Raw genomic sequence first — 22,855 nt, 5'->3', positions numbered from 1 at the left:
AAGGAGACGTATTATTTCTTCATCGTAGGGAAGATCCTCCATCAATTGTCCGAATTTGAAATCTAAAGCTATTATAGGGCAGCGAAGACCCGGCTGGCAAGACCGGGGGGCTTCGGGCAGGAGAGCTTACAGCTCCAGGTCTTTAAGGACGGCCCGCTTCTCCGCCGCTTCAAAAATCGTCTCGATCAACCGCAGTACACGGTGGACCTCCTCGTTCTTGACCAAAGGCTCGCTCTTGCCTTCAATCACCGAGACAAAGTTATCATAGAAGCTCTGCTTCGTGCTCTGAGCCTTCTCGATCGGCAGGCGCAGCGTAGATTCCTCCGAGGGCGGAGCCATCGTCTTCGTAAGCCCTTGTCCCGCCTGAATCGGCTTCGGCTCGACCTTGGCGACATCCGGATTGTTCACCACAATCTCCCCGCTGAGATCCCAATCGCGGATAATAGCGGTTCCTTCCGTGCCCTTTACGTACCACCGGGGCAGCTTAATGAAGTTGGTCGTTCCGACCTCGATCACAGCGGTCAGGCCGTCTTTGAACCGGATAAAGCTGGTAAATCCGTCATCCACCTCGGTGCCGAGAATCGTGCTTAATTCGGCGGTGACGCTGTCGATCTTGCTGCCGGTGAGCAGCAGGAGCTGATCAAGCAAATGGACGCCCCAATCCAGCAGCATGCCGCCGCCATACGCCTTGAGCTGGCGCCAGTCGCCGGGAATACCGTTGGCCCCCTGCACGCGGGACTCCAGATGGAACACCTCACCGATCTTTTTCTTCTCGATCAGGTCCTGGATAATAAGGAAATCTTCGTCCCAGCGGCGGTTCTGGTGCACCATAAAGACGCGGTCGGTTTCTTTTGCCACTTCCAAAATATCACTAAGGTCCGCGCTGTCTACGGTTACCGGCTTCTCGCAGATCACATGCTTGCCGGCCGTAAGCGCCCGGATCGCAATATCCTTATGTACATCGTTGGGCGTCGCAATCAACACAACATCTACCGTTTCATCGGATAACACCGCTTCCAGACTGTCATAAGTCTTAAAGCCCTTGGCTGCACCGAGTTCCAGCCGATAGTCGACCACATCATACACACCGGTTACCGCCAGCCGCTCGCACGGTTCGATCAACTGCACATGATAGCTGCCCATTCCCCCGAAACCGACGATGACAAGGCTATATTTGTTCTGTTCCATAGTTTATCCTTCCCTTTCCGCGTGTGCTGCTGCAAATAGCCGCAGGTTCGATTTTCATCCCCCTACATTCTACACCGTTTTCATTCATACAGGAATAGCGCTCGTCAGCAAAAAATTACGGATAGCGTTTAGTCTTCCCGTCCTTTTACATTATAATGAACGATACCGGATTACATAGTGGAAGGGCGCAGGCGCAAATGAAAACTATATTATTTGTCACCGATCTATATTACCCCGCCAAAGGACGAAATTATTATGAAGAGGATTTGTTTCTGACTTCACAGCTTAGAGAATCCTTCGCGCTCACGATCTGTCACCCGCAGGACATCCATGCTTTTGAGAAGCATTATGATCTCATCGTGATTCGAAACGCCGGACCCGTTGCAAATTTCAAGGACGAGTATCTGGCTTTTCGGGAAAGAGCTGCTGCGAACCGATACAAAACCTATAATTCATTTGACGGCAAGGGCGATATGAACGGAAAAGACTATCTATTGGAGCTTACGAAGGCGGGATATCCCGTCATACCGACCATAGATGATGTGAAGTGGATAGAGAAACTGCCGGATGCCGGGACTTATATTTCCAAACCGAAGGACGGAGCCGACTCCATCGGTCTAGAGCGTATATCCTCAAATGAGCTGACATCCAAACTTAGTGCCGGTGAAGACCGGAATATCCTGATTCAGCCGTTCATCGATTTCGAATATGAAGTATCTTTTTATTTCATCGATCATGAGTTTCAATACGCGCTGTATGCGCCGGACAAGCAGAAGAGATGGATGCTAACGGAGTATGTCCCGACTGCAGAGGATTTGAAATTCGCGAATCGGTTCATCGAGTGGAATAACCTGGCTTGGGGAATCCAGCGCGTGGATGCGTGTCGGACGAAACAAGGAGAGCTTCTGCTGGTCGAACTTGAAGATTTGAATCCCTATCTCTCCCTGCTGGAATTACAACCGGACATTCGTCAAAAGTTCGTTGAAAATTTCAAGCACTCGCTGCAAAAAGCTCTTCAGGCCTGATTCTCTATTGCCCAAGGATCGTCATACACAACTTCCGTTCCGGCAGCGAAATCGTGAATCGCCCTCCGGTCCTTTCGGACAACTATCATCACAATGCTGATCAAAATGGCAATCCCGTAAGTATAGCTGTACAGCAGCGAGCACAGCCCGTTCCGTATAATCATCGTTCCAATTCCGGGAGAAGTTCCGTCCAGCTTTTGGATGCGGATTTTGCATATTCTTTTGCCGATCGTGCGGCCATTCCAGAGCACCGGCACCAACACAGTATAGCCAATGGTCAGAATGTTTCTTACAACATCCCGCTCCGATACACTCCCTCTCTCTCCTCCCGTTATGAGAAAGTAGATAATCGCTGCCGGAAGCGCCAAAATGAGACCGTCCAACAATAGGGCACCAAGTCTAATCCAAAAGCCTGCGTTCCTTTGGTTCAATCTAAAACTCCTTTCTAAATGCGTAAATAGAATCAATTTTCTGGAAATAATAGTAGCACAGAACCATCCTTGGCGGCAGTTACACATGTTACGAATCACCTGAAAAAAAGCCGGTCCGTCATTCGGGCCAGCTTTTTTAAATCAGCTTATGGAAGTGTATGCTTATAAAATCGTAACAGTGCTGCTCGACCCGGTCCACTTGATCTGAACGCCGAACAACAGCGGAACGCTGCTCAGCGGGATCATTAGGGTCCCGTTCTCATTGCGCGACGCCAGAATGGCAACCTTCGCCCCGTTCACAGTGGCGTAGTCAGCCAGCGGCTTATGCGATGCTGCGCGGCTGCCCATCGTGATCGTCAGCGCTCCTTCGGAATCCAGCCCCAGCTTTGCTCCGAGCACGGATGCGGTCTCTCTCAGCGGAACATACACGCGGGAATTCTCCAGGATGAAGGGCTGGCTCAGCTTCGTTGCCCCGCCGTTAACAACTATGGTTCCGGCAAATGTATTCGTCCCCAGAACATAACCGTATTTCCGCGCAATGCTTTCCATGTCAAGCGCCGAGGAGGTGATGACCACCGTCGTATTTTTCATGACCCGAGGGAACAGCCAATGGATGTCATCGTTATGCATCCTGATGCATCCGGCGCTTACATACTTGCCGATTGAAGACTCTCTGTTGTTGCCGTGAATCGCGTAAGTCGTTCCCCTTGTGCCTAAGGCATCCAGCCCAAGCCAGCGGTCGCCGAGCGGATTGGCGGGATCGCCGCCGGGAATATGATCTTTGTAGTAAGGCCGGTTTTTGATTTTATTGACAATCTTGAAGCTGCCTTCCGGAGTCAGACTCTGCTCCCTGCCGGTAGCCACCGGGAATACCTTAACCAGCTTGCCGCCGTCGAAGAAGGCCAGCTTGTTGACCTTTTTGTTAATCACGAGCATTTGTGTGCCAGCCGCATCCGCCTCTCCCGCAAAAATGCCGGTACACAGCAGAATAAGCGCAAGCATCAGACTGAGCGTTGTCCGCCAGCCCCTTCCCCTATGAACCTCTCCCATGTTATTTTTCATTCATGTTCCCCTCCAGCCTATGACTGCTAAATTTGCATCTCTTTATTTTATTAACGGATTCCGGAGGAAAATGTTTCCACCTTCGCGCAAAAAAAATTCCGGCCTCCTCACCGGAGACCGGATTGCCCGTTATCTATGCGTCAGCCCTTGATAATTCTCAGCATGCGGCCCGTACCTTTTTGAAACTCGTAAGGGACCTGTACTTCCTCGGCCGTGCAGCCTTCTTCCCGAATTTGCTTCAGCAGATCGTCCATCTGCGCGTACCGTTCACCCGACAGACCGACCAGCGGATAAATGCGAAGTTCGTTTCGGGTCACACGCAACAGCTCACGCAGCGACTTCAGATGAAAGTCATAATCAAGCCGGTCGCCGTACATGAACAAAAAATGCGCGGACAGCGTCAGATCGAACCGGCCGTCTTCAAACGGCAGTACCGGCAGTACTGCCGGAACATAACGGTCAGGGTAACGCTTAAGGTCGGCGATACATTCCTCTAGAGCTCGGCTTCTATGGGCCCTTAGCTCCTCGGCAGAGGAGAAATAGTCCCATTTGAATCCAGCCTGCGCTTTTTCCAATTGGTTCATCACATGCTTGATATCCTCCAGCCCTTTCTCCTCAAGGGGGAGTGGCGGGAAATAATAGGCAATATCAGCCGACACTGCCTCTGCTCCAAGGACATTCGCCCGCGCCGTGAACGCGCATGCGCCTCCCGGACAATCCAGAACGGTCCGTCCTTTCAGTTCCTCTTCGGACAGGCCGAACATCGCCATATACTCCTCAAAGGTTCTTCCGATAAACACAATGCGGCTTAAATCCAGTCTGTTCTCTTCTAGGCTCAATCTCATCTCTTCCTTTCTCAGCTCGTCTCGTCTATAGCGGCTTACGGCCGCTTCCTCAACTTTACCATATGAGGGCTACAATGGCAGCCGGATTCTTACTAATTCTGCGAAATATTCAGCCCAATTTTCAAAATATTGTCATTGACATCATAGGCCGCTTCGCCGCATTGGAAACGGACGGAATTACAAACGTTCTTCTGGAAGATGAATGAATAATTTACATGTAGCCAAAGCATAATAATTTTCGGTTATCAATTAATTCCACAAGGAGGATACAACATTGAATACGAACCTTTCCAATCAAATCAATCAAGGTGAGCAGCTTGTTCAACGGCTGATCAACGAAACACAGCAATCCAGCCAAATGTATCAACAACTTCTGCAGCAAGAAGAACAAAACGCAAGACAGCTCGAGGAACTGGCCAACCGTGAGCGTAGAGCGGCTCAAACGATTCAGACCGTTCTGCAAGGCCACCAAACAGCCATTCAGCAATTGCAGCAAATCTCCCAAGTATTCCGTCAAGTGGAGCAGCAACCGGCTCAAATCGGCACATTTGGTTCGGCATACAACCAACCTGGGTTCCAAAACCCTGCGACCCGCTCTTTCGGTTCTCCAATAGGATCTTCTTCGATCGGATCTGCGCCTATCGGGACATCATTCACCGGATCTGCGCCTATCGGATCGTCGTTCACCGGGGCATCTTCCTTTGGCACTGGCATTCAAGCACCGGGACAATTCTCCGCCAACCAAAACCGGAACTTCCAGTAATAGAATCGCGGCCGGCCTGAAGACCCGGCATCTGACAGGGACTGTCCTCTCGGCTACAAGGCCGGGGCGGTCCCTGTTTTTTTCACTTTATCAGCTTATCCGACTGACCGCCCCCTGCCGCAGCCCTGGCAATTAGGTTTGGTAACTTCTTCATCCCCCGGTATAATGGGTAGCGTATACAATCATTTCCGATTAGACCGACTGGCGAGAGAGGAGACAGCGCTAATGACAACCGAGATTCGGATAGAACAAATCGGCGCAATAGACGAAGGATTGGAACGGGAGCTGGCCAGGCTGCTGACCGGGGTGGTAGAAGACGGAGCATCCGTCGGTTTTTTGCCGCCGCTTTCCGAAGCGGAAGCTGTAGAGTATTGGCGGGGCGTACCCGGTGAGGGCGTTATATTATGGGCCGCTTGGGATGAAGGCGGAATTGCCGGAAGCGTGCAGCTCCATCTAGCCCTGAAACCGAACGGACTGCACCGCGCGGAGATTGCCAAGCTGATGGTACATCCGGAGCGCCGCCGCCGGGGCATTGCCCGCCTATTGATGGAAACGGCCGAAGCGTACGCGTCAGCGGAGGGCCGAACGCTGCTTGTGCTTGATACCCGCGCAGGCGATCCGTCCAACCTGCTGTATCAATCGCTCAGGTATGTGGAAGCCGGCAGAATTCCGGATTATGCCCGGTCGGCAGATGGGGAACTGCATGAGACGATGTTTTATTACAAGAAGCTCTGAATGGGCGATTACCATGCTGTACCAAGACATATTACCGCTGTCTTTAGGCTGTAACAACGATTGCTTTAATTTTGAAACATGTTACAATCTAAGGTACAATTACGGTTGATTAGCAACTATATTTAGGAAGGTGTGATACCATGTCCATTCAACAACTCCACTCCGCCGAGGAACTGGAGCAGTATATTGCAAAGTCCGGAAAGAAGCTGCTGTTCAAGCATAGCACTACCTGTCCGATCAGCGCAAAAGCGTATGAAGAGTTCCAGTCCTATCTGAAAGACAATGATACCGACGCCGCCGTCGTGCTCGTGATCGAGGACCGTCCGGTGTCTAACAAAATCGCCGAAGATTTCGGCATCAAGCATGAGTCTCCGCAAATCTTCCTGCTTGAGGATGGCGCTGTGCGCTGGAATACCTCCCACTGGAAAATTACGCAATCGAGCATTAAAGAAGCTGTAAGCCAATGAGTTCCCAAGTGATCGTCTACTCCACCGAGGGCTGCGGCGATTGCAGCCGGGTGAAACAAATGCTTCAGGGTGAGGGCGTCCCGTTCGAGGTCAGGGATATTATGGCAAGCGAGGCTTATCAGCAGGAAGTGGAACGTCTCGGCTTCATGGGCATTCCGGTTACCGTAGCGGGCGGCAGAGCGGTCAAAGGCTTTAACCACGGCGAACTGAAGGAACTGATTGCCGAGGCAGGATTGAAGAAATAAGTTTGAGCGTTCTTCCAAATAATCAAGAGGCTGTCCCAAAAGAGGATATTCCTAGAGACAAGAGCGCCTTCTCTATTCAGAATGGGAAAGAAAAGTTAAGAAGCTGGCAGGTCTTTCGGTTATCGAAAGGCTTGCCGGCTTTCGTTGTAGGAATTAGGACAATTTCTCCAGCATTAGGTTGGGGAACGAGATCGGGTTGAGTGTGACTGTAGTTCAGCATTCTTGCAAAACAGCTAAAATGCAGCTTTTTTTAATCCAAAGCGTTTATTCACCGGGAAATCCTGCAATTATACAGGGATTTGAGGCTGTTCTGACTGAATTTGAAGCGGAACGGGAAAAAGAGTGTATTTTTGCAGGCACGTTATAGAACAGGTCTTCTCAGGCGACCCAAAGATGCACTATTTCAGGTTTTTGCACTGTCCCGCTTCAACTCGGGTGGGAATGCATCGGGATGTTCTCCGTCCATCATTTCGTAAGCGATTTCCCCGGGTCAGCCTAAATAAAAGGGCGCCCCAGCAGCCATTTCTATGGCTTATGGAACGCCCCTTCGTTTGCCGTCTTTAGGGATGGTTTCGCCCTTTATTTTGAAGAGTCCCAAATGGATTTCAAGCCATATACGCGCAAAGAGATGATTTCAATGCTTCCCTCTTGAACGTACAGCTCCAGCTCCTGATGCTCCGGGTCCGGAAAAACCTGGTCCGTCAGCGCAACACGCCCGTCGCCCGCGAACACTTCAACAGAGGAATGGTCGGCAAATATCCGAAGCTTGATCATATCGCCGGAGGGCTTCAGGTCCGCTCCGTGCTCGCAGGAGAAATCAGGATGAAAGTCCGATATACCGGCATTTCTGCGGTCAATGAACAGATAGCTGCGGCTCGCATCATAACCGATAACCGTTCCCTCCGCGCTGGAGCTATGAATCCGAAAGCCGAACAAGGGCGCGCCCGTAAGCTTGATTTCCGCTTCAATTTCCAGCACACTTCCATGAATATCTTGCAAAACATTACCGTCCCCGGCATTGATCACCGCAGGTTCAATCCGAAATTCCTTTTCTCTCAGCGCCTCAAGCTCCTGTACTGGCATCTGGCGCAGACGAACGCCGTCTTCGCTCGCCGCAAGCCCAAGCTCCCTTGGCAGCGTCATCGCGCCTCTCCACGTGTCCGTCGGCAGCAGATTAGCGTACTTCCAGTTGTTCATCCAGCCGATTAACAGCCTTCTCCCATCCTGCGGAGGAACGTCAGACCAGGTTACCCCGGCATAATTGTCTCTGCCGTGATCCATCCACAGCACGGTATCCGGCTGGTTGTCGTTCACAAAGGAGACGCCGTCGTATTCACCAACAAAATACTGAGTACGGGAACCTTCCGCCAGTTCATCATTCGGTCCAATGCTGACGATAAGCACCCACTTGGATTCACCGCCGCCACCATCGACCGGGAGTCTGAACAGATCAGGACATTCCCAAACCCCGTCATGCGAGCCTTCCGACGCGCCGAATTCGCTGCCGAAGGACCAATGAATCAGATCAGGCGAATGGTAGAACAAAATGCGCTGCCCTACGGCGAGCACCATCGCCCACCGTTCACGTTCACCGTCCCAGAACACTTTCGGATCGCGGTAATCCACATGCCGCTCATCCTCCAGAACCGGATTGCCTTCATACACCGTCCAGGTTCTTCCCTTGTCCGTGCTGTAAGCGAGGCTCTGACTCTGGCGCGGCACTCCGCTTGGAGTCTGCGTATCATGATGAGTGAATACCGCCACCAGGCCGGAGCCTCCATTAAAAAAGCCTGTGGTATCATGCCAGTCCACAACCGCGCTTCCCGAGAAGATCGCCCCGTTATGATCGGGCAAGAGCGCAATAGGGAGCTCTTCCCAGTAGACCAGGTCCTTGCTTACCGCATGACCCCAGTGCATGGGGCCCCACACCGCGCTATGGGGATGATGCTGATAGAACAGATGATATTCTCCCTCATACCATACCAATCCGTTGGGATCATTCAGCCAATTCGCCTCCGGCGAATAATGAAATTGCGGGCGGAACGTTTCACTGTATGATTTTGTAGACACTCCTGCATCTCCTTTTTCTCTGTATTAATGGGTTGGATAAGCCGGGCCCATCTCCCATACGTCCATATCGATTTGTTCCGCCGGGCCGTCGGCCCACAGCAGCAGGCCCAGGGCATCCAGCCGCGACGGATAAGCTCTGGTGGTCAGGCTCTTCAGCCCGCCTGCGTAGCATTCAATCAGCGAGCGGTCGACAAAAATATGCAGCCGTAAGGTTTCCTCACCAATCGGAAGATCGCCTCCCTGAATTCCCCGTGTCCGCTCCCTCTCGTCCAGCGTCGTGTTTGTCCGGTCAACCTCAAGCCGCTGCTCCGGGCGGTTAAACCGGATGATCGTCTCTTCCGCTCCGTCCGGCGAGCGGCGAAGCGAAATGCCGACCTGTTCTGCCTGGCAGGAATTAAAGCTCAGTATAATTTCCAGCATGTCTCCGCTGACCCCGGCCAATTGCCGGTTGATCTCCTCCAGACTGCTCCCGGCCGCAGATAACAGCCGTCTTCCCCGGAGCAGCGCGGTTTCCTCAACCGGCTCTACGCCAAGCCGCCCGTCAGTCCGCAGATACAGTGATACCGGCATTCCCGCGCCGTGCGCCCAGCCGCAATCATAATCGATTTCCGGCGTCCGTTCGCCTTGGGCAATCGTAAATACGAGCGAGCGTCCGGTCCGCGGATCAACCATGCCGCTGGGTCCCGTGAAATGAAAATCGCCGACGTCAATCAATCCCGGCTCCTCATGATCCGGATGAAATCTGCAGGTTTCAGGGTCCCAAGCTCCAATCCAGTAGTTGACCTCAACCTTAGCGCCTTCTCCCCAGGGACTGATGAGCAGGACATGCTTGCCCGAGCCGGCTCCTTCTTTCCCTTCAAGCGGGAGCGGAAGCAGGACCGGAAGCTCCCAGGCTTTCCCGAGATATGGATATTTGTCATAGTCGCTAATATACAGAGGTCCCCGGTATTCCCAGTCCAGCATATCGGAGGAGGTATACACCAGAGCCGTCCCGCCCTCCTCCTGCCCGCCCGCCCCCGTTCCGACAAGCATATAATAGATTCCGTCTTCTTTCCAGACAAAAGGATCGCGGAATTCTCCGAACAAGCCCGTTCCCCGCTCCTGTCTAACAATTGGGATGGGATGCTTGATCCAGCTTGTCAAATCGATATCGCCGTCTTCGGAAAATGAGCTTCTCGCAAGGCCGATCGACTGATTGGGCGTCTCCCCGTTATTTCCAATGGTATAGAACAGCACGGGCAGCCCCACAGGATCATATGAGGCGCTTCCCGACCAGATTCCGTCCGGGTCAAGCCCGGCCTCAGGACTGAGCGCAGTCGGCAAGTCCCGCCAGTGAACGAGATCGGGGCTAACCGCATGACCCCAGTGAATATAATGGTAGAACGGGCCCTGGGGATTTTGCTGGTAGAACAAGTGATACTGGCCCCCAAAATAAAGCGGCGCGTGGGGCTCATTCATCCAGTGTCCGGGCGGATTCATATGATACTGCGGCCGGTGGCGGTCAGCGGCGAAATACTGCCTGGGAATTTCCATAGCCTTGCGGTCGATAGGCGGAATAACGCCGCCATGGCCCCGGAGATCCTGCTCATACCGCTGATGAATTTCGGCTTCCGTCAGCGCCCGGTCATAAATGGCCAACTCGTCCATCCAGCCGTCAAAGTTGTTCATAATGAAAGCTTCGGCCAAAATCACTCCGTCATTGTTGCGCCCGATGAGCAAATCGGCGCTGCTGGGTGTGATCTTTAAGGGTTGACCGGCAGCGGTCTCCGCCGTTAGCCGCCCGTTGAGATACAGCGATACCCGCCCTTCGCTCCCCGCGAAGACAGCGCTCACAAAAGACCACCTGTGCAGTGGAAGCGACTCGGAAGACCATGTCTCCAGCCATTCGCCGTCCGCTCCCGCTTGAAACGACCAGGCCCCGTGCTTGAACAGGCCCAAAATATAGCCTTCCTTCCTCTCCCGGTTATGCTGGTTCACAATGGCTGAAAGCCGGTTCTCTGCCCCGTAATCATACGTCCTCGGAGCAACCCACGCCGTTATGGTAAGATTCTCCGAAGGCTGAGCGGCTAGAGGGGCAGGACGGTGGATGAACGTGGAGTAACCGTCAAAAGACAAGGCTTTCCCCTTTACCCCCGCAGCCCAGACCGGATCTCTCGGAGCCTGGAAACGTCCCTTGCTGAGTGCGAATTGTATCGTATCGACTTTACCGGATACGGAGTCTGTCGCTTGATTTCCGCGGCCTTCGTCAAAAGTCCAGTACGCGATCGGCTCGTTCAACATGTTCTCTCCATTCTTTCCGCGTTATTAGCAGGAGACAAGCCAGAGCGTTCTGACGTTCCGGCTTGCCCTAAGGTGCGGATTGCTGTAATAAACTGTTATTTCTGAGCTTTCAAATAGCGATCGTAGCCGTCCTGATAGACCTTCATCAGATCCTCGATGCCCATTTTTTTCAGATCGGCGGTGTATTTATCCCAGCCTTCATCCACGCCGCCGTCCATCAGCCACTGGGCGCGCATTTTGTTCGTGTAGGTCTGGATTTCCGGTTTCAGGCGGTCAATCGTCTGCAATTCTTGATCCGTGAAGAAAATAAGCGGGAAATGCTCTTTTTCCATTTGCGGCACGAAAATATTCTTGATGTCATCCATCCGCTGTTTCGCGCGCGGTTCCGGAGCGACTATCTTCTCGAAATCTTCTCCTGTAATAACGCCCGCTCCTCCCAAAGAGACCGTCCGCCGGAATTCGCCCGGGTTCTCGATATCTTTCTTCTGAACGAGCAGTCCATTCGCGTCTTTCTCAAACCATGTGCCGATCGGTCCCCAATGGACTTCCGCCGCCGTGACCGGTTCGTACAGCTTGTCGAGCCATTCGGCGGTCACTTCCGGATTCTTGTTCGCTTCCGTAATGACACTGCCGCTTCTATTGATTGCCGAACCGTTATTCCATTTCACTACCAGGTCTTTAAATGGCGGCACGATCGGATAGTGATCATCCCGCTCCCCGCCGACAACGTCGGTGCGGTCCCACCAAAGGAAGGAGCCCAGCGTTTCATCTTGCGTCTTGCCTTTTGCCAAATACTGCGCATCGTTATGAGTGAAGGCTTCGATATCGACAAGACCTTCTTCAAACCAGGTGTGAAAATATTTTACCGCCTCTTTGTATCCCGGCTGCAGAGCGGCGTAGTATACCTTTCCGTCCTTGACGTTCAGATGCTCGGAGTAAGTGTTATTCCCCGGCTGATAAGTTTTGTCGGGTTCGCCGAACGCGCCGAACAGATAGCCGATATCCCCGGTCCAATAGGCGTTGATGAAGGAGAGCGGAATTTCGTCTTTCTTGCCGTTCTTGTTCGGGTCTTTATCTTTAAACGCTTTCAATACATTGTGGTATTCCTCCAAAGTCTTCGGCATTTCAAGGCCCAGATTCTTCAACCAGTCCGAGTTAACATACAGAAAGTCCGGATTGGCGCCGATATCCTCCTGCCCGCTGCCCAGCTCCTCGCCTACCGGGAGAGAGTAAATGTTGCCGTCAGGAGCCGTAACGAGCGCCTTGATGTCCGGCCGCTTATCAAAGAGCGCTTTCAGGTTAGGCATATGCTTGTCGATCAGATCGTTAAGCGGAATAATGGTGCCGTCCTGGCCGTAATGCAGCAGTTCAGTGTCCGTAAAGGCGGCTCCGTAGAACATATCTGGCAAATCGCCGCTTGCCAGCAGCAGGTTTTTCTTCTGGTCATAATCCGTATCGACGATGGTGGTCCATTCCACATGGACATTCGTCTCCGACTCCATCCGCTTCGCCATTTCAAAATCGTTGAAATCGCTCGGCGCCAGCGCCGGACGCTTCGCCACCGCCTTCAGCGTCAGCTTCTCCTTAAGCGGGAAACCTGTGGTGTCACCGCTGCTTGCATCACCCGATGCGGCACTCGATGCCGCCGGAGTATTGTTTGAAGCGTTGTTGCCGCTGCATGCCGTAAGTACGGTGGAAGCACACAATACCGCCACGATTAACATGGACATTTTTCTATTCATTGCAAATCAAACCTCCCTTATGATGACTTGCCCTATGCAGACGCTTGCCACCCTTACAATGTCCTGGCCCCACCTCCTTTCAGCGCGTTGGCATGACAGCCTCCGGCTTCATCTCATCCCTTGACTGAACCGATCATGACGCCTTTGACAAAATAGCGTTGGAGCAGCGGATACAGCGTGAGCAATGGGAGCGCCGCTACGATAATGACTCCGAATTTAATCAGCTCGGTCACCTTCTGCTGGGCTACGAGCGTCGTAATGTCCGTCAGCATATCCCCGGAAGGCTGGTTCTGGATCAGGATGTTCCTCAAAATGAGCTGCAGCGGATACAGCGACGAATCGTTCACATAAATCAGGGCGTCAAAGAAACCGTTCCACTGGCGGACCACAGCGAGCAGCACAAGCACGGCGATGATCGGTTTCGACAACGGCACGACAACGCTCCAGATGTAGCGCAGATTGGTGCACCCGTCGATGGCAGCCGCCTCCCGGAGTTCATCGGGCAAGCTCTGGAAGAACGTCCGTGCGATAATGATGGCGAACGCGTCCACCGCTCCAGGAAGCACAACCGCCCAAATGGTATTGATCATGTGAAGATTTTTGACAAGCAGATAGGTCGGGATAATTCCGCCGTTAAAAAAGAGGGTGACGACAAAAATCATCATGAAGACGTTCCGGCCGTAAAGATCTTTGCGCGACAGCGGATAAGCCGCCATAACGGTCAGAACCGAACTGATGACAGCCGCGAGTGCGGCGTATAACAAGGAGTTCCGGTAACCGATCCAAATGGTGTTATCGCTGAAAATCCGCCGGTAGCCGTCAAAGGTAATCTCCTTGGGCCACAGCCATACGTTGCCCACATAAATCTGGTTCGGGTCGCTTATAGAAGCGATTACGATAAAATAAAGCGGATATAGAATCATCAGCGTAAATCCGCCCAGTACGATGAAATTCACCACATCGAAAGCAATATCGCTTTTCAGCTTGCGTTTCATTGTAAACATACTCTATCTCCCCCTTTCTAAAACAATCCGTTCCCGCTTATTTTTTTGGCTGCCCGGTTTACGATAAGCAGGAGCACCAGATTGATGGCCGCGTTAAACAGCCCGATTGCCGCCGAGAAGCTGTACTGCGCGCGCTGGATGCCGATTTTGTACACATAGGTGGAGATGATCTCCGACGCGTCGATATTGAGGTCGGTTTGCAGCAGAAAGGCCTTCTCAAATCCTACGTTCATCAAGTTGCCTACGGCCAGAATAAACAGCACGGTAATGGTGGGAAGAATCCCGGTCAGGTCGATATGACGGATGCGCTGCCATTTGTTCGCCCCGTCTACTACGGCGGCTTCATGAAGATGGGGGTCGATACCGGCCAGTGCGGCCAAATAAATAATGGTGGCGAACCCGGTCTCCTGCCAAACCGTACTCATGATATAAATCGGGCGGAACCAGCCGGCTTCGGACATGAACAGCACCGGCTCCCCGCCGAACGCTCCGATGATATGATTGATCAGCCCGCTGTTCGGCGACAGAAACACAATGATCATGCCGGCAAGCACAACGGTGGAGATGAAATAAGGGGCATAGATTACAGTTTGAACGAACTTCTTCAACTTCTCCCGGGCCAATTGATTCAGCAGAATGGCGATGATCACGGGAATGGGAAAGGAAATCAGCAGGTTCAAGAGGCTAAGCAGAATCGTGTTCTTGATGATCGTCCAGAAGTTATACGATTCAAAAAACTCCCGGAAATACTGAAATCCCACCCAGGGGCTCCCCCAAATTCCGGCGCGCGGCGTAAAGTCTTTAAAAGCGATCTGCACGCCGTACATCGGGACATACCGAAAAATAATGAAGTAGGCTACAGGCAGAATAAGCAGCAAATACAGTTCCCAATTCTTTCGGGCAGCTTTCAGTTTTCTCATATTGACTCCCCCTGGCAATTCGATGGTACGCAGGCAGCGGCGCGTGAGGAACTTGCCGCTGCCCGCAAGCTTACTGCACCGGCACGTTCACGTCGTCCACGTTGATATGGCCCCAGCCGCCCGTTGCGTTATCTACAATCTTGATATAGCATGCCGTACCGATATAATCGGAAGCATCCCAATAGACGCGGTTGTAGGATTCCTGGTCAAGACCGGTGGCTTTGAACAACTCCTTGCCGTCCGAGGAACGGACCAGTGCGATATAGAGGTCATAATAGTTGTTGCCGCCCCCGACTAGCAGATTGATCTGTCCATTACCGCCGAGCGTAAAGGTCTGGGATTTCAAAACTCCCGTCTGGGCATCATTTCCATCCTTTACGCCCCAAAGATGGTTGCCGCCGCTTTGGTTAAACGGTCCGCCCCAGCCCCAATTGTCGTCCGACGTGACGTCCTGGCTGGAGAACGCATCGCCGGATACAACCGTCCAGCCGGTCAACTGATTGTCGAACTCGTGGTTCGTCAGTTCGCCATGCGCCGGTTCCGCCGTGACGGTAACCGCTGTCGTTGCGGTATAATTGCCCACCCGGGTCTTCGCGGTGATTGTGGCATTGCCGGCGGTCTTCGCCGTGATCTTCCCGTTCACCACGGTCGCGACTGCCGGATTGCTGGATGTCCAGATAACATCCTTGTTCGTGGCGTTCGCGGGGCTGACGGTGGCAAGCACAAGCTGGCTGTCGCCCTGGATAATGGTCTTGCTCGCAGGCAGCGTGACTCCCGTTGGATTCACGGCGCCGTATGCCGAGTTCATCGCCCAAATCCTCAATGATTTCACGACGACGGTATTCGAATTGGCATTGGCCCAGAGCCGGATTCCTTTGGCGTCGGCGCGGGTCGGATATGCACGGGTTGTAAGCGACTTCAATCCATTCAAGTACGATTCCACCATGGAGCGGTCAACGAAGATGCGCAGCTTGATGTTCTCCGATCCAATATCTACGACTCCTCCCTGGTACCACTTCTCCACATCGGGATTCAGACTGGATTTGGTCCGGTTCACAAAGAATTCCTTCGAGCTCTTCTTGTAATACACAATCGTCTCTTCTTCCGCGCCGGGCGAGCGGCGGAGGCTGAAGCCCACTTCGTTGGCGCTTCCCGGATCGATTTCCGCTTCGATCTCGTACATATCCGAGTTGATGGCGGAGAGCTCTGTGTTCGCCGCGGAGAAGCCCGTGTCGGTAGTAATATTGACTAGCTGCGTGCCGCGAAGCGACTCCAGTTCCGCAATCGGCTCTTCTCCGAGTCTGCCGTCCGGACGGAGGTAGACATTCAGCGGCAGCCCGAAATTATGCGCATAGCCCGCGTTATAGTCCATGGTCGCCGTTCTTCGCCCCTGGGCGATGGAATAAATAACGGTGCGGCCATCCGGTGTCAAGCCGGCTGCCGGTCCGGTGAAATGCTCCCCGACGTCAAGCAGCTGCGGCGCCGGATCATCCGGAACGAATTTGGCCGTGGCCGGGTTCCATGTACCGATCCAGTAATAGGTGTATCGGGACTGATATTCGCCTCGCGCCATTTTCGCCGGGTTGATCATGAATATATATTTGCCGCTGCTGCCAAGCGGCCGCAGATTCGGAAGCTCCCACACGCGCCCCGTCTCCGGATAGGCGCCGTAATCGCCGACATATAGGTCTCCTCTGAACGTCCAGCCGCTCTCCAGCGTCGGATCGGTCGTAGAATAGACCAGCGCCGTGCCGCCGATATCGTTCCCGGAACCGTCTTTCTTGCCGGAGGTTACAAGCATGAACCATGTGTCCCCGTCCTTGAAGACAAACGGATCGCGGAACTCGCCCATAATGCCTTCGCCGGGCTGCTGGTCGACGACAACTGTCGGGCTTTTGATCCAATGGTTCAGATCATTATCCTGATCCACCCCGAAATTGCTGCGGGCGATATTGATCCGCTGGTTAGGCGTTCGGCGGTCGTCGCCCGCCGTATAGAAGATTACGGGAATATTATTTCCGTCAAGCACTGAACCGCCGGCCCATGCCCCGTCGGGATCGACGGCGTTTTTCTCCGGAATCACGGCGTCTTTAGCATCGCGCCAATGCACCATATCGCTGCTGACCAAGTGCCCCCAGCGGATGTGGTTCCAGAACGGCCCGCGCGGGTTGCTCTGGTAAAATACGTGGTATTGCCCATTGAAGTAAATCGGTCCGCCCGGTTCATTCTGCCAGCCTGACGGCGGCTCCGCATGATATTGCGGCCTTTGAACGTCATCCTGATAGATGCTGCGGTCCATCCGGTTATTCGCCGTCGGCAGATTGCCGCCAAGCGCGCTGCTGTATGCGTTATACGCGCTCTGCACATCGGCCGCGCTGAGCGCCTGATTGTAAATTTTCACTTCATCGATAAGTCCGCTAAAGGCATTCAGATTGAAGCCGTACAGCCAGAATCCCTGATTATTTTTGCCGATAAAGAGATCCGTATCGCTTGGAACGATGGCTTCGCCGGGAGTGAAATCCGCCGTGGTTACCAGACTTCCGTTAAGGTAAAGCGCAGCCTTACCCGTTGAGCTCTCGTAAGTCGCGACAACGTAGGACCACTCATCAAGCGGCAGCTCACTGTCAGTCTTGATTTCTCGCCAGTTGCTGCCCGTGCCGAACTGAAAGCCCCAGGTGCCATGACGGCAATTGCCGAGAATAAAGCCTTCTTTCGCTTCCCGGTTATGCTGGTTCACAATCGCGGACAAGCGTCCCTCGTCTCCATGCTCGAAATTTCGCGGCGCCACCCAAGCTCCTACCGTGATCGCTTTGCTTGGTGTCGGGATATTGTTCGCGGTCCGTGTAACCCAGGTGGAATACCCGTCGAATAGAAGCGCCCCGCCGCTGATGCCGTCGCTCCGCCAGAGCGGGTCCTGAGCCGCTTGATATACTCCGGTGTTCAGATGATACGATACCGGGTCCGCTATGCCCGACACCGTCTCCATTGTCGTCTTGCCGGAAGCTTCGTTCAATTTCCAATAGCCAACCAGCCCGCCGGCGTACTGCGAATTGTAGACATGGAAGTCGTCTGCGCCGATATGCCCGAAGCCGCCTGTCGCCTGATCGACGATGCGGATATAGACATCCTGACCGATGTAGGCGGAAGCATCCCAGAACACCCGCTGAAACGCTTCGGAATTCCGTCCGGTTTCCTTGAACAGGATTTGACCATCGGATGCCTTGACCAGCGCGACGTAGAGGTTGGCGATGTCCCTTCCTCCGTTTATGAGAAAATCAATCCCGCCATTGCCTCCCAGCGTGAACGTTTCGGATTTAATGGACCCGGTCTGGGCGTCGCCGCCGTCTTTAAATCCCCACAGATGGTAACTGCCCTCCTGATTGAATTTTCCTCCTGGGCTATAATTATTCTCATGGACCAGGCTGCTTGGGGCGAACGCGTCGCCGCTGACATTAATCCAGCCCCTAATTTCGCCAGGGTTCAGATCCGACTGCTCGAAATCGTGATTATACAGAGCCGGCTCAACATGATCGTTCAAAGAGGCGCTTGGGGGAACGTTGATGTCATCGATATTGAGGTGCCCCGCTGCCGAGTTATCGACAAGCTTGATGTACACAACCTTTCCCACATAAGCCGAAGCATCCCAGCTTTGTAGGGAATAGGTGTCTGTATTGTTGCCCGTGGCCTTTAACAGCTCTGTATTGGTAGCGCTATCAACCAAGGCCGCATAAAGATTGTTGATGTCGCTGTCCCCTCCGACAAGGAAGTCGATGTGCCCGTCGCCCGCCAAGGTGAACGTTTCGGATTTGAGTACGCCCACTTTCGCATTGTCGCCGTGTCCGCCCCAAATATGCCAAAAATTATGCTGGTTGAATTTCTGCCGGTTCCAATAATCGGTGTCGCTCGTCACATCGCCCGAGCTGAACGCATCCCCGCTCTCAATCGTCCAGCCTGAAAGCGTCCCCGTCTCAAACCCGGGATTTGTGATCGAATTCGAATAGGCTTTGGCGGCAGGTGTATGAACCGGGATCAAATAAAGAAATGCAAGAATGGCAAGCAGACGGCACATGGACTGGCGCCTCGGTTTGGAGTGCATGAATCCTTTTTCCCCCTTCGTTTTGTGTTTGTCCTCTTCACCCATTATTCTTTTTACCTTGTTGATGTTCTGACGGGCCGTCATCTCCTTCTCAGCTATTACATCATCTATGAGGTTAATCATTTGCTGCCTTCATTTTTGTTTTTGAAACGTTTCCAATTTTTGCTGGAAGAAACGGCCTTACCGGCCTTACCCAGCCTGTGCTCCCGCAACCGGCAATGCAGATCCTCGCTTTCATGCGTTCGTTTCCAATAATACTTTTGTTCGATTTTTAAAATTCAGGTCGTCTCTCCCGCTCTATAGGTTACAGGGATACGGAAGACTTCACGGTCCAAGCTTTTCCCTTCCACTTTCTTAAGCAGCAGCCTTACTGCCGTTCTCGCCATCTCTTCCACAGGCTGACGGATCGTGGATAGCAGAGGATGGAAAAAGGGATGGTCCTGGATGCCATCGTAGCCGATTACCTTCACATCCTCCGGAACGCGAATCCCAGCCTGCTTGGCTTTCTCGATATATTTGGCCGCAGTCATATCCGTGATGGCGAATACGCCGTCAATATCTTGATGCTGCCGCAGGAACGTGCTGTAATATTTATCCTCATCCCGAAGCGGATCGGGTTCTTCGTATACGGCGTAGGGAACGCCAAGGGCCTCCGCTTCATGCACGAAGCCTTCCCTTCGAAGTACGGTCTCGCTGTATACGGAAGGCACATTGCCAAGGAATGCGGGCTTCTTCACACCGGCCTTGACCAGCTCTCTGAGCGCGATTCTTCCTCCCTCGAAATTGTCTGAGGTCACGCAGGTAATCTGCTTGTTGAAATGCCGGTCGATGCTGATGATCGGGATATCCGTGCTTACGATGTTCTCAATATCGTTGTAGGTAATCCCGACAATTCCCGCCACCTTGTTCTGCTTCAGCATATCGAAGTAATACAATTCCTTCTCGGGCTTGCCCCCGCTGTTGCACAGCATCAGCTTGAATCCGCCCTGGTCGAGCTCATCTTCAATATAGTAGGCAAGCTCGGAAAAAAACGGATGCCAAATACTTGGCAGCATCAGGGCTACCATCTTGGACTTCTGCATCTTAAAATTCCGCGCGACCTCATCCGGCACATAATTCAATTGCTTGATAGCCGCCATGACTTTGTCCCGGGTTGCCGGCTTTACCGCCGGGGCGTTGTTAATGACTCTGGAGACCGTACCGACGGCGACACCTGCCAAATTCGCGACATCTTTAATACTAGCCATGAGCTTCCTCCACTAAAAACATCTTTGATAGCGCTATCATAACACTAAATTGGAAACGTTTCAATATCGAATATGAAGCGTTTTTATATTTTTTCATTAAATATCCTCATGAGTTTTTTTTCAATTTTATTGACAGGTCGGCAGTTCAGGTTTATATTTTAGTTAAGCGTTTACGTTATCTGTAAAAAGTCATTAAACTTGATAGAAAGCGCTTAACTACAGCTGTTAGCCGTATTGGGGGGAACCCGCATGAATCCCACAATTAAAGATGTCGCTAAAATGGCGAACGTTTCCATCGCTACGGTTTCCCGTGTGCTGAACAATTTGGGCGGATATTCCGACAAAACGAAACAAAGGGTTAATGAGGCCATTCGAGAGCTCGGCTACCAGCCTAACGCGATTGCACGCGGCTTAATCAATAAGCGTACGCAGACGCTCGGTGTCCTGTTTCCCAATGTGTCAAGCTCGTTTTCCTCGGATATTCTTCAGGGGGTTGAGGATTTCGCCCACAGCCGAAATTACAGTGTTCTGGTCTGCAACACGGACGGCGAGGAAAAGCGAACGATGAAATACTTGCAGCTTCTGCGGGAAAAGCAGGTTGACGGCATTATTTTTTCCAGCAGCATGCTGAAGGATGAGTACTATGAGACTATCAAAAGCATGAAGATTCCGGTCGTTCTCATCTCTTCGCAGAGCAACTATCCGGCAATTCCTTATGTGACGATCAATGATCGTTTGGCCGCCTGCGATGCGGTGGAGTATCTCATTAACAGAGGGCATCGCAAGATTGCCATGATCGCCGGCACCGAAAACGATGTATTAACCGGGGCTCCTCGCATGGACGGTTATTTGAGAGCGCTTCGGAAACATCGGATCCCTATCGATGAACGGTATCTCGTACACGGTGATTTCAGATTTGAAAGCGGATGCAAAGCTTTGGAAACTTTGCTGCGAACCGCCCCCGATATCACCGCCATATTCGCGGCCAGCGACGAAATGGCGATTGGCGTTCTATCCGCCGCTTCGAGGCACGGGCTTAAGGTTCCCGATGATCTTTCCGTCATTGGATTTGACGGCCTTCAACTGTCTAACATGGTAGTTCCTCCATTGACAACGGTTAGCCAACCGCTTCAAGAGATGGGCAAAATCGCCGCCGAAACACTGATCCGTAGTATCGAAACAGGCGAAACGGCGGAAGGAATCATTGTCTCTCATTCGATTGTAGAAAGACAGACGGTAAGAACGCTTACCTAAGTCTTTTTATCAATATAACGTAAACGTTTAACTGGAAATGCAAACGTTTGCCTTTCGTGGATTGTGACATTAGAAGTGGAACAGCCGGGATTGCGCAGGTTAGAAGGTTAAACGTTTACGTCACCGCACTCTACAATAAAATTTCAGTTTAGGGGGATTTGACATGAAAAAAGGAATTACAACCGTACTTGCAGGTATGCTCGCTATGTCATTGCTGGGCGCCTGCGGCAACAGTTCCTCGGACAACAGCGCAAACGGCGGCAGCTCCTCGGGCAAAGTTAAAATTGAGTTCTTCCAGAACAAAGCGGAAGCGAAAACCTCCTTCGATAAACTGGTCGCCAAGTTTAATGAAGCCAATCCCAATATCGTCGTTACGCAGGTAAATCCGCCTGACGCAGAAACCGTTCTCAAGACACGCGCCGCGAAGAAGAATATTCCGGATGTTGTCGGCATCGGTGCAACGGATACGTTCAAGAGCCTTGCAACCGGCGGTTTGTTCGAAGATCTCTCCAGTGATCCCGTTGTCAAAAATATTCAGCCGGCCTATGCCGACATGCTGAAGAACTATACCGCCAACAATCAATTGAACGGCGTTCCGTTCGCCGCCAATGCCAACGGTGTTATCTACAACAAAGCCATGTTCGCCGAAGTGGGCGCAGAGGTTCCAAAGACCTGGGATGAGTTCATCGCGGTTGCCGAGAAATTCAAAGCGGCCGGCAAGAACGCATTTTATATAACGCTTAAGGATTCCTGGACGACCCTGCCTGCATTTAATGCGCTGAGCAGCAGCATTGTAGGCATCGACTTCTATGGACAGCGCCAAGCCGGCTCCGCCAAATTCGCGGGCACCATTAATGAAGTCGCACAGAAGCAGCTTCAATTGACCGAATATGCGCAGAAGGATATTTTTGGAAAAACCTACAATGACGGCAACGTGGCTTTCGCCAAGGGTGAAGCGGCTATGTATCTGCAGGGCGTATGGGCAATTCCTGAAATTCAAAAGGCCAACCCTTCGATCGATCTGGGCGTATTCGTGCTTCCCGCAACCAATGATCCGTCCAAGAACAAGCTCGTTACCGGTGTAGATACGCTGCTGGCCGTTTCCAAAACGTCCAAACATCCAGCGGAAGCGAAGAAATTCATCGAGTTCATGCTGCAGCCGGAAAGTGTCACCCAATACATCACCGAGCAAAAAGCGTTCCCGACTATTACGGGTGTAACTCAAGATGACAAAGCCGTTGAAGGCTTGAAAGAGGCCTTTACTCAAGGCAATCTCGTTGACTTCTCCGACCACTACATTCCGGCTGCCATGAAGATCGATACGCTTCTCCAAGAATTCCTGCAAAAGAAAGACGTTGACGCTTTTACAAGCAAGCTGGATACGGAATGGGATAAAGTTGCCAACCGCAAATAAAGTTACAAGCTTAAGACTGCTGGAGGAGAAGACCTCTCTTCTCTCTCCGGCACTTCTTTGAGGAGGA

Annotated in this window: 19 protein-coding genes; 8 read left to right on the top strand and 11 right to left on the bottom strand. The window is 52.4% G+C overall.

Features of this window, described 5'->3' with window-relative positions; all coding sequences use genetic code 11:
* Positions 1-126 precede the first annotated feature (126 nt).
* Positions 127-1,188: a Gfo/Idh/MocA family protein gene (locus tag PDUR_RS06465; RefSeq protein WP_042205556.1), complete on the bottom strand. Its 1,062-nt coding sequence runs from the start codon at positions 1,186-1,188 to the stop codon at positions 127-129.
* Positions 1,189-1,385: 197 nt separating this feature from the next.
* On the opposite strand from PDUR_RS06465, the gene PDUR_RS06460 reads away from it, so the two are divergent.
* Entirely contained in the window at positions 1,386-2,213 is an 828-nt protein-coding gene (locus PDUR_RS06460; protein ID WP_042205555.1) for an ATP-grasp domain-containing protein, read from the top strand.
* Here PDUR_RS06460 and PDUR_RS06455 read toward each other — a convergent pair.
* The 3 genes from PDUR_RS06455 to PDUR_RS06445 form a co-directional block, all read right to left on the bottom strand.
* Positions 2,204-2,644, bottom strand: coding sequence for an RDD family protein (locus PDUR_RS06455; protein ID WP_042205554.1), 441 nt, complete (start codon positions 2,642-2,644; stop codon positions 2,204-2,206). The two genes, PDUR_RS06460 and PDUR_RS06455, sit on opposite strands and share 10 nt — an antisense overlap.
* 162 nt (positions 2,645-2,806) lie before the next feature.
* Positions 2,807-3,706 carry a L,D-transpeptidase family protein gene (locus tag PDUR_RS06450; protein WP_052410092.1) on the bottom strand — a complete coding sequence of 300 codons (900 nt, stop codon included), beginning with the start codon at positions 3,704-3,706 and terminating at the stop codon, positions 2,807-2,809.
* A gap of 140 nt (positions 3,707-3,846) precedes the next feature.
* On the bottom strand, positions 3,847-4,551 hold the full coding sequence (locus PDUR_RS06445; protein WP_042205553.1) for an SAM-dependent methyltransferase: 705 nt from the start codon (positions 4,549-4,551) through the stop codon (positions 3,847-3,849).
* A gap of 74 nt (positions 4,552-4,625) precedes the next feature.
* Here PDUR_RS06445 and PDUR_RS30045 point away from each other — a divergent pair, with 74 nt between their 5' ends.
* The 5 genes from PDUR_RS30045 (at position 4,626) to PDUR_RS06425 (ending at position 6,761) form a co-directional block, all read left to right on the top strand.
* On the top strand, positions 4,626-4,757 hold the full coding sequence (locus PDUR_RS30045; protein ID WP_269079202.1) for a hypothetical protein: 132 nt from the start codon (positions 4,626-4,628) through the stop codon (positions 4,755-4,757).
* A 68-nt stretch (positions 4,758-4,825) separates the two neighbouring features.
* Positions 4,826-5,314 (top strand): hypothetical protein, encoded by a 489-nt coding sequence (locus tag PDUR_RS30195; protein WP_179945183.1) that lies wholly within the window; start codon positions 4,826-4,828, stop codon positions 5,312-5,314.
* A 225-nt stretch (positions 5,315-5,539) separates the two neighbouring features.
* Entirely contained in the window at positions 5,540-6,049 is a 510-nt protein-coding gene (locus PDUR_RS06435) for a GNAT family N-acetyltransferase (protein WP_042205552.1), read from the top strand.
* A gap of 140 nt (positions 6,050-6,189) precedes the next feature.
* Entirely contained in the window at positions 6,190-6,516 is a 327-nt protein-coding gene (gene ytxJ, locus PDUR_RS06430; RefSeq protein ID WP_042205551.1) for a bacillithiol system redox-active protein YtxJ, read from the top strand.
* Entirely contained in the window at positions 6,513-6,761 is a 249-nt protein-coding gene (locus PDUR_RS06425; protein WP_042205550.1) for a glutaredoxin family protein, read from the top strand. The genes ytxJ and PDUR_RS06425 overlap by 4 nt, the downstream gene beginning before the upstream one ends.
* A gap of 579 nt (positions 6,762-7,340) precedes the next feature.
* Here the strand turns inward: PDUR_RS06425 and PDUR_RS06420 are convergent.
* The 7 genes from PDUR_RS06420 to PDUR_RS06390 all read right to left on the bottom strand — a co-directional run bounded on the left by PDUR_RS06420 (position 7,341) and on the right by PDUR_RS06390 (position 20,120).
* Positions 7,341-8,831, bottom strand: coding sequence for a glycoside hydrolase family 32 protein (locus PDUR_RS06420; protein ID WP_042205549.1), 1,491 nt, complete (start codon positions 8,829-8,831; stop codon positions 7,341-7,343).
* 24 nt (positions 8,832-8,855) lie between these two features.
* Positions 8,856-11,111 (bottom strand): GH32 C-terminal domain-containing protein, encoded by a 2,256-nt coding sequence (locus PDUR_RS06415; protein ID WP_042205548.1) that lies wholly within the window; start codon positions 11,109-11,111, stop codon positions 8,856-8,858.
* A gap of 95 nt (positions 11,112-11,206) precedes the next feature.
* On the bottom strand, positions 11,207-12,853 hold the full coding sequence (locus tag PDUR_RS06410) for an extracellular solute-binding protein (RefSeq protein ID WP_042205547.1): 1,647 nt from the start codon (positions 12,851-12,853) through the stop codon (positions 11,207-11,209).
* A 113-nt stretch (positions 12,854-12,966) separates the two neighbouring features.
* A complete protein-coding gene (locus PDUR_RS06405; protein ID WP_042205546.1) occupies positions 12,967-13,857 on the bottom strand; it encodes a carbohydrate ABC transporter permease in 891 nt (296 codons plus the stop codon).
* 17 nt (positions 13,858-13,874) lie between these two features.
* Entirely contained in the window at positions 13,875-14,777 is a 903-nt protein-coding gene (locus PDUR_RS06400; RefSeq protein ID WP_052410091.1) for an ABC transporter permease, read from the bottom strand.
* A 70-nt stretch (positions 14,778-14,847) separates the two neighbouring features.
* Positions 14,848-18,996: a GH32 C-terminal domain-containing protein gene (locus PDUR_RS06395; protein ID WP_233277492.1), complete on the bottom strand. Its 4,149-nt coding sequence runs from the start codon at positions 18,994-18,996 to the stop codon at positions 14,848-14,850.
* 155 nt (positions 18,997-19,151) lie between these two features.
* On the bottom strand, positions 19,152-20,120 hold the full coding sequence (locus PDUR_RS06390; RefSeq protein ID WP_042205544.1) for a LacI family DNA-binding transcriptional regulator: 969 nt from the start codon (positions 20,118-20,120) through the stop codon (positions 19,152-19,154).
* 249 nt (positions 20,121-20,369) lie between these two features.
* On the opposite strand from PDUR_RS06390, the gene PDUR_RS06385 reads away from it, so the two are divergent.
* Both PDUR_RS06385 and PDUR_RS06380 read left to right on the top strand, forming a co-directional pair.
* Positions 20,370-21,374 carry a LacI family DNA-binding transcriptional regulator gene (locus PDUR_RS06385; protein WP_042205543.1) on the top strand — a complete coding sequence of 335 codons (1,005 nt, stop codon included), beginning with the start codon at positions 20,370-20,372 and terminating at the stop codon, positions 21,372-21,374.
* Positions 21,375-21,537: 163 nt separating this feature from the next.
* Complete coding sequence (locus tag PDUR_RS06380; RefSeq protein ID WP_042205542.1) at positions 21,538-22,788, top strand: ABC transporter substrate-binding protein; 1,251 nt, start codon at positions 21,538-21,540, stop codon at positions 22,786-22,788.
* Positions 22,789-22,855 lie beyond the last annotated feature (67 nt).

The sequence above is a fragment of the Paenibacillus durus genome (assembly GCF_000756615.1).
Lineage (GTDB): Bacteria > Bacillota > Bacilli > Paenibacillales > Paenibacillaceae > Paenibacillus_AQ > Paenibacillus_AQ durus.
The sequence above is the reverse complement of the archived record's forward strand: the minus strand, read 5'-3'. Positions and strand labels throughout refer to the sequence as shown.

Coding starts and splice junctions, on each gene's coding strand:
- PDUR_RS06410 (WP_042205547.1), bottom strand. CDS start 12,853: ATGAATAGAAAAATGTCCATGTTAATCGTGGCGGTATTGTGTGCTTCC.
- PDUR_RS06460 (WP_042205555.1), top strand. CDS start 1,386: ATGAAAACTATATTATTTGTCACCGATCTATATTACCCCGCCAAAGGA.
- PDUR_RS06395 (WP_233277492.1), bottom strand. CDS start 18,996: ATGATTAACCTCATAGATGATGTAATAGCTGAGAAGGAGATGACGGCC.
- PDUR_RS06435 (WP_042205552.1), top strand. CDS start 5,540: ATGACAACCGAGATTCGGATAGAACAAATCGGCGCAATAGACGAAGGA.
- PDUR_RS06415 (WP_042205548.1), bottom strand. CDS start 11,111: ATGTTGAACGAGCCGATCGCGTACTGGACTTTTGACGAAGGCCGCGGA.
- PDUR_RS06380 (WP_042205542.1), top strand. CDS start 21,538: ATGAAAAAAGGAATTACAACCGTACTTGCAGGTATGCTCGCTATGTCA.
- PDUR_RS06465 (WP_042205556.1), bottom strand. CDS start 1,188: ATGGAACAGAACAAATATAGCCTTGTCATCGTCGGTTTCGGGGGAATG.
- PDUR_RS06405 (WP_042205546.1), bottom strand. CDS start 13,857: ATGTTTACAATGAAACGCAAGCTGAAAAGCGATATTGCTTTCGATGTG.
- PDUR_RS06385 (WP_042205543.1), top strand. CDS start 20,370: ATGAATCCCACAATTAAAGATGTCGCTAAAATGGCGAACGTTTCCATC.
- PDUR_RS06450 (WP_052410092.1), bottom strand. CDS start 3,706: ATGAAAAATAACATGGGAGAGGTTCATAGGGGAAGGGGCTGGCGGACA.
- PDUR_RS06445 (WP_042205553.1), bottom strand. CDS start 4,551: ATGAGATTGAGCCTAGAAGAGAACAGACTGGATTTAAGCCGCATTGTG.
- PDUR_RS30045 (WP_269079202.1), top strand. CDS start 4,626: ATGGCAGCCGGATTCTTACTAATTCTGCGAAATATTCAGCCCAATTTT.
- PDUR_RS06425 (WP_042205550.1), top strand. CDS start 6,513: ATGAGTTCCCAAGTGATCGTCTACTCCACCGAGGGCTGCGGCGATTGC.
- PDUR_RS06400 (WP_052410091.1), bottom strand. CDS start 14,777: ATGAGAAAACTGAAAGCTGCCCGAAAGAATTGGGAACTGTATTTGCTG.
- PDUR_RS06390 (WP_042205544.1), bottom strand. CDS start 20,120: ATGGCTAGTATTAAAGATGTCGCGAATTTGGCAGGTGTCGCCGTCGGT.
- ytxJ (WP_042205551.1), top strand. CDS start 6,190: ATGTCCATTCAACAACTCCACTCCGCCGAGGAACTGGAGCAGTATATT.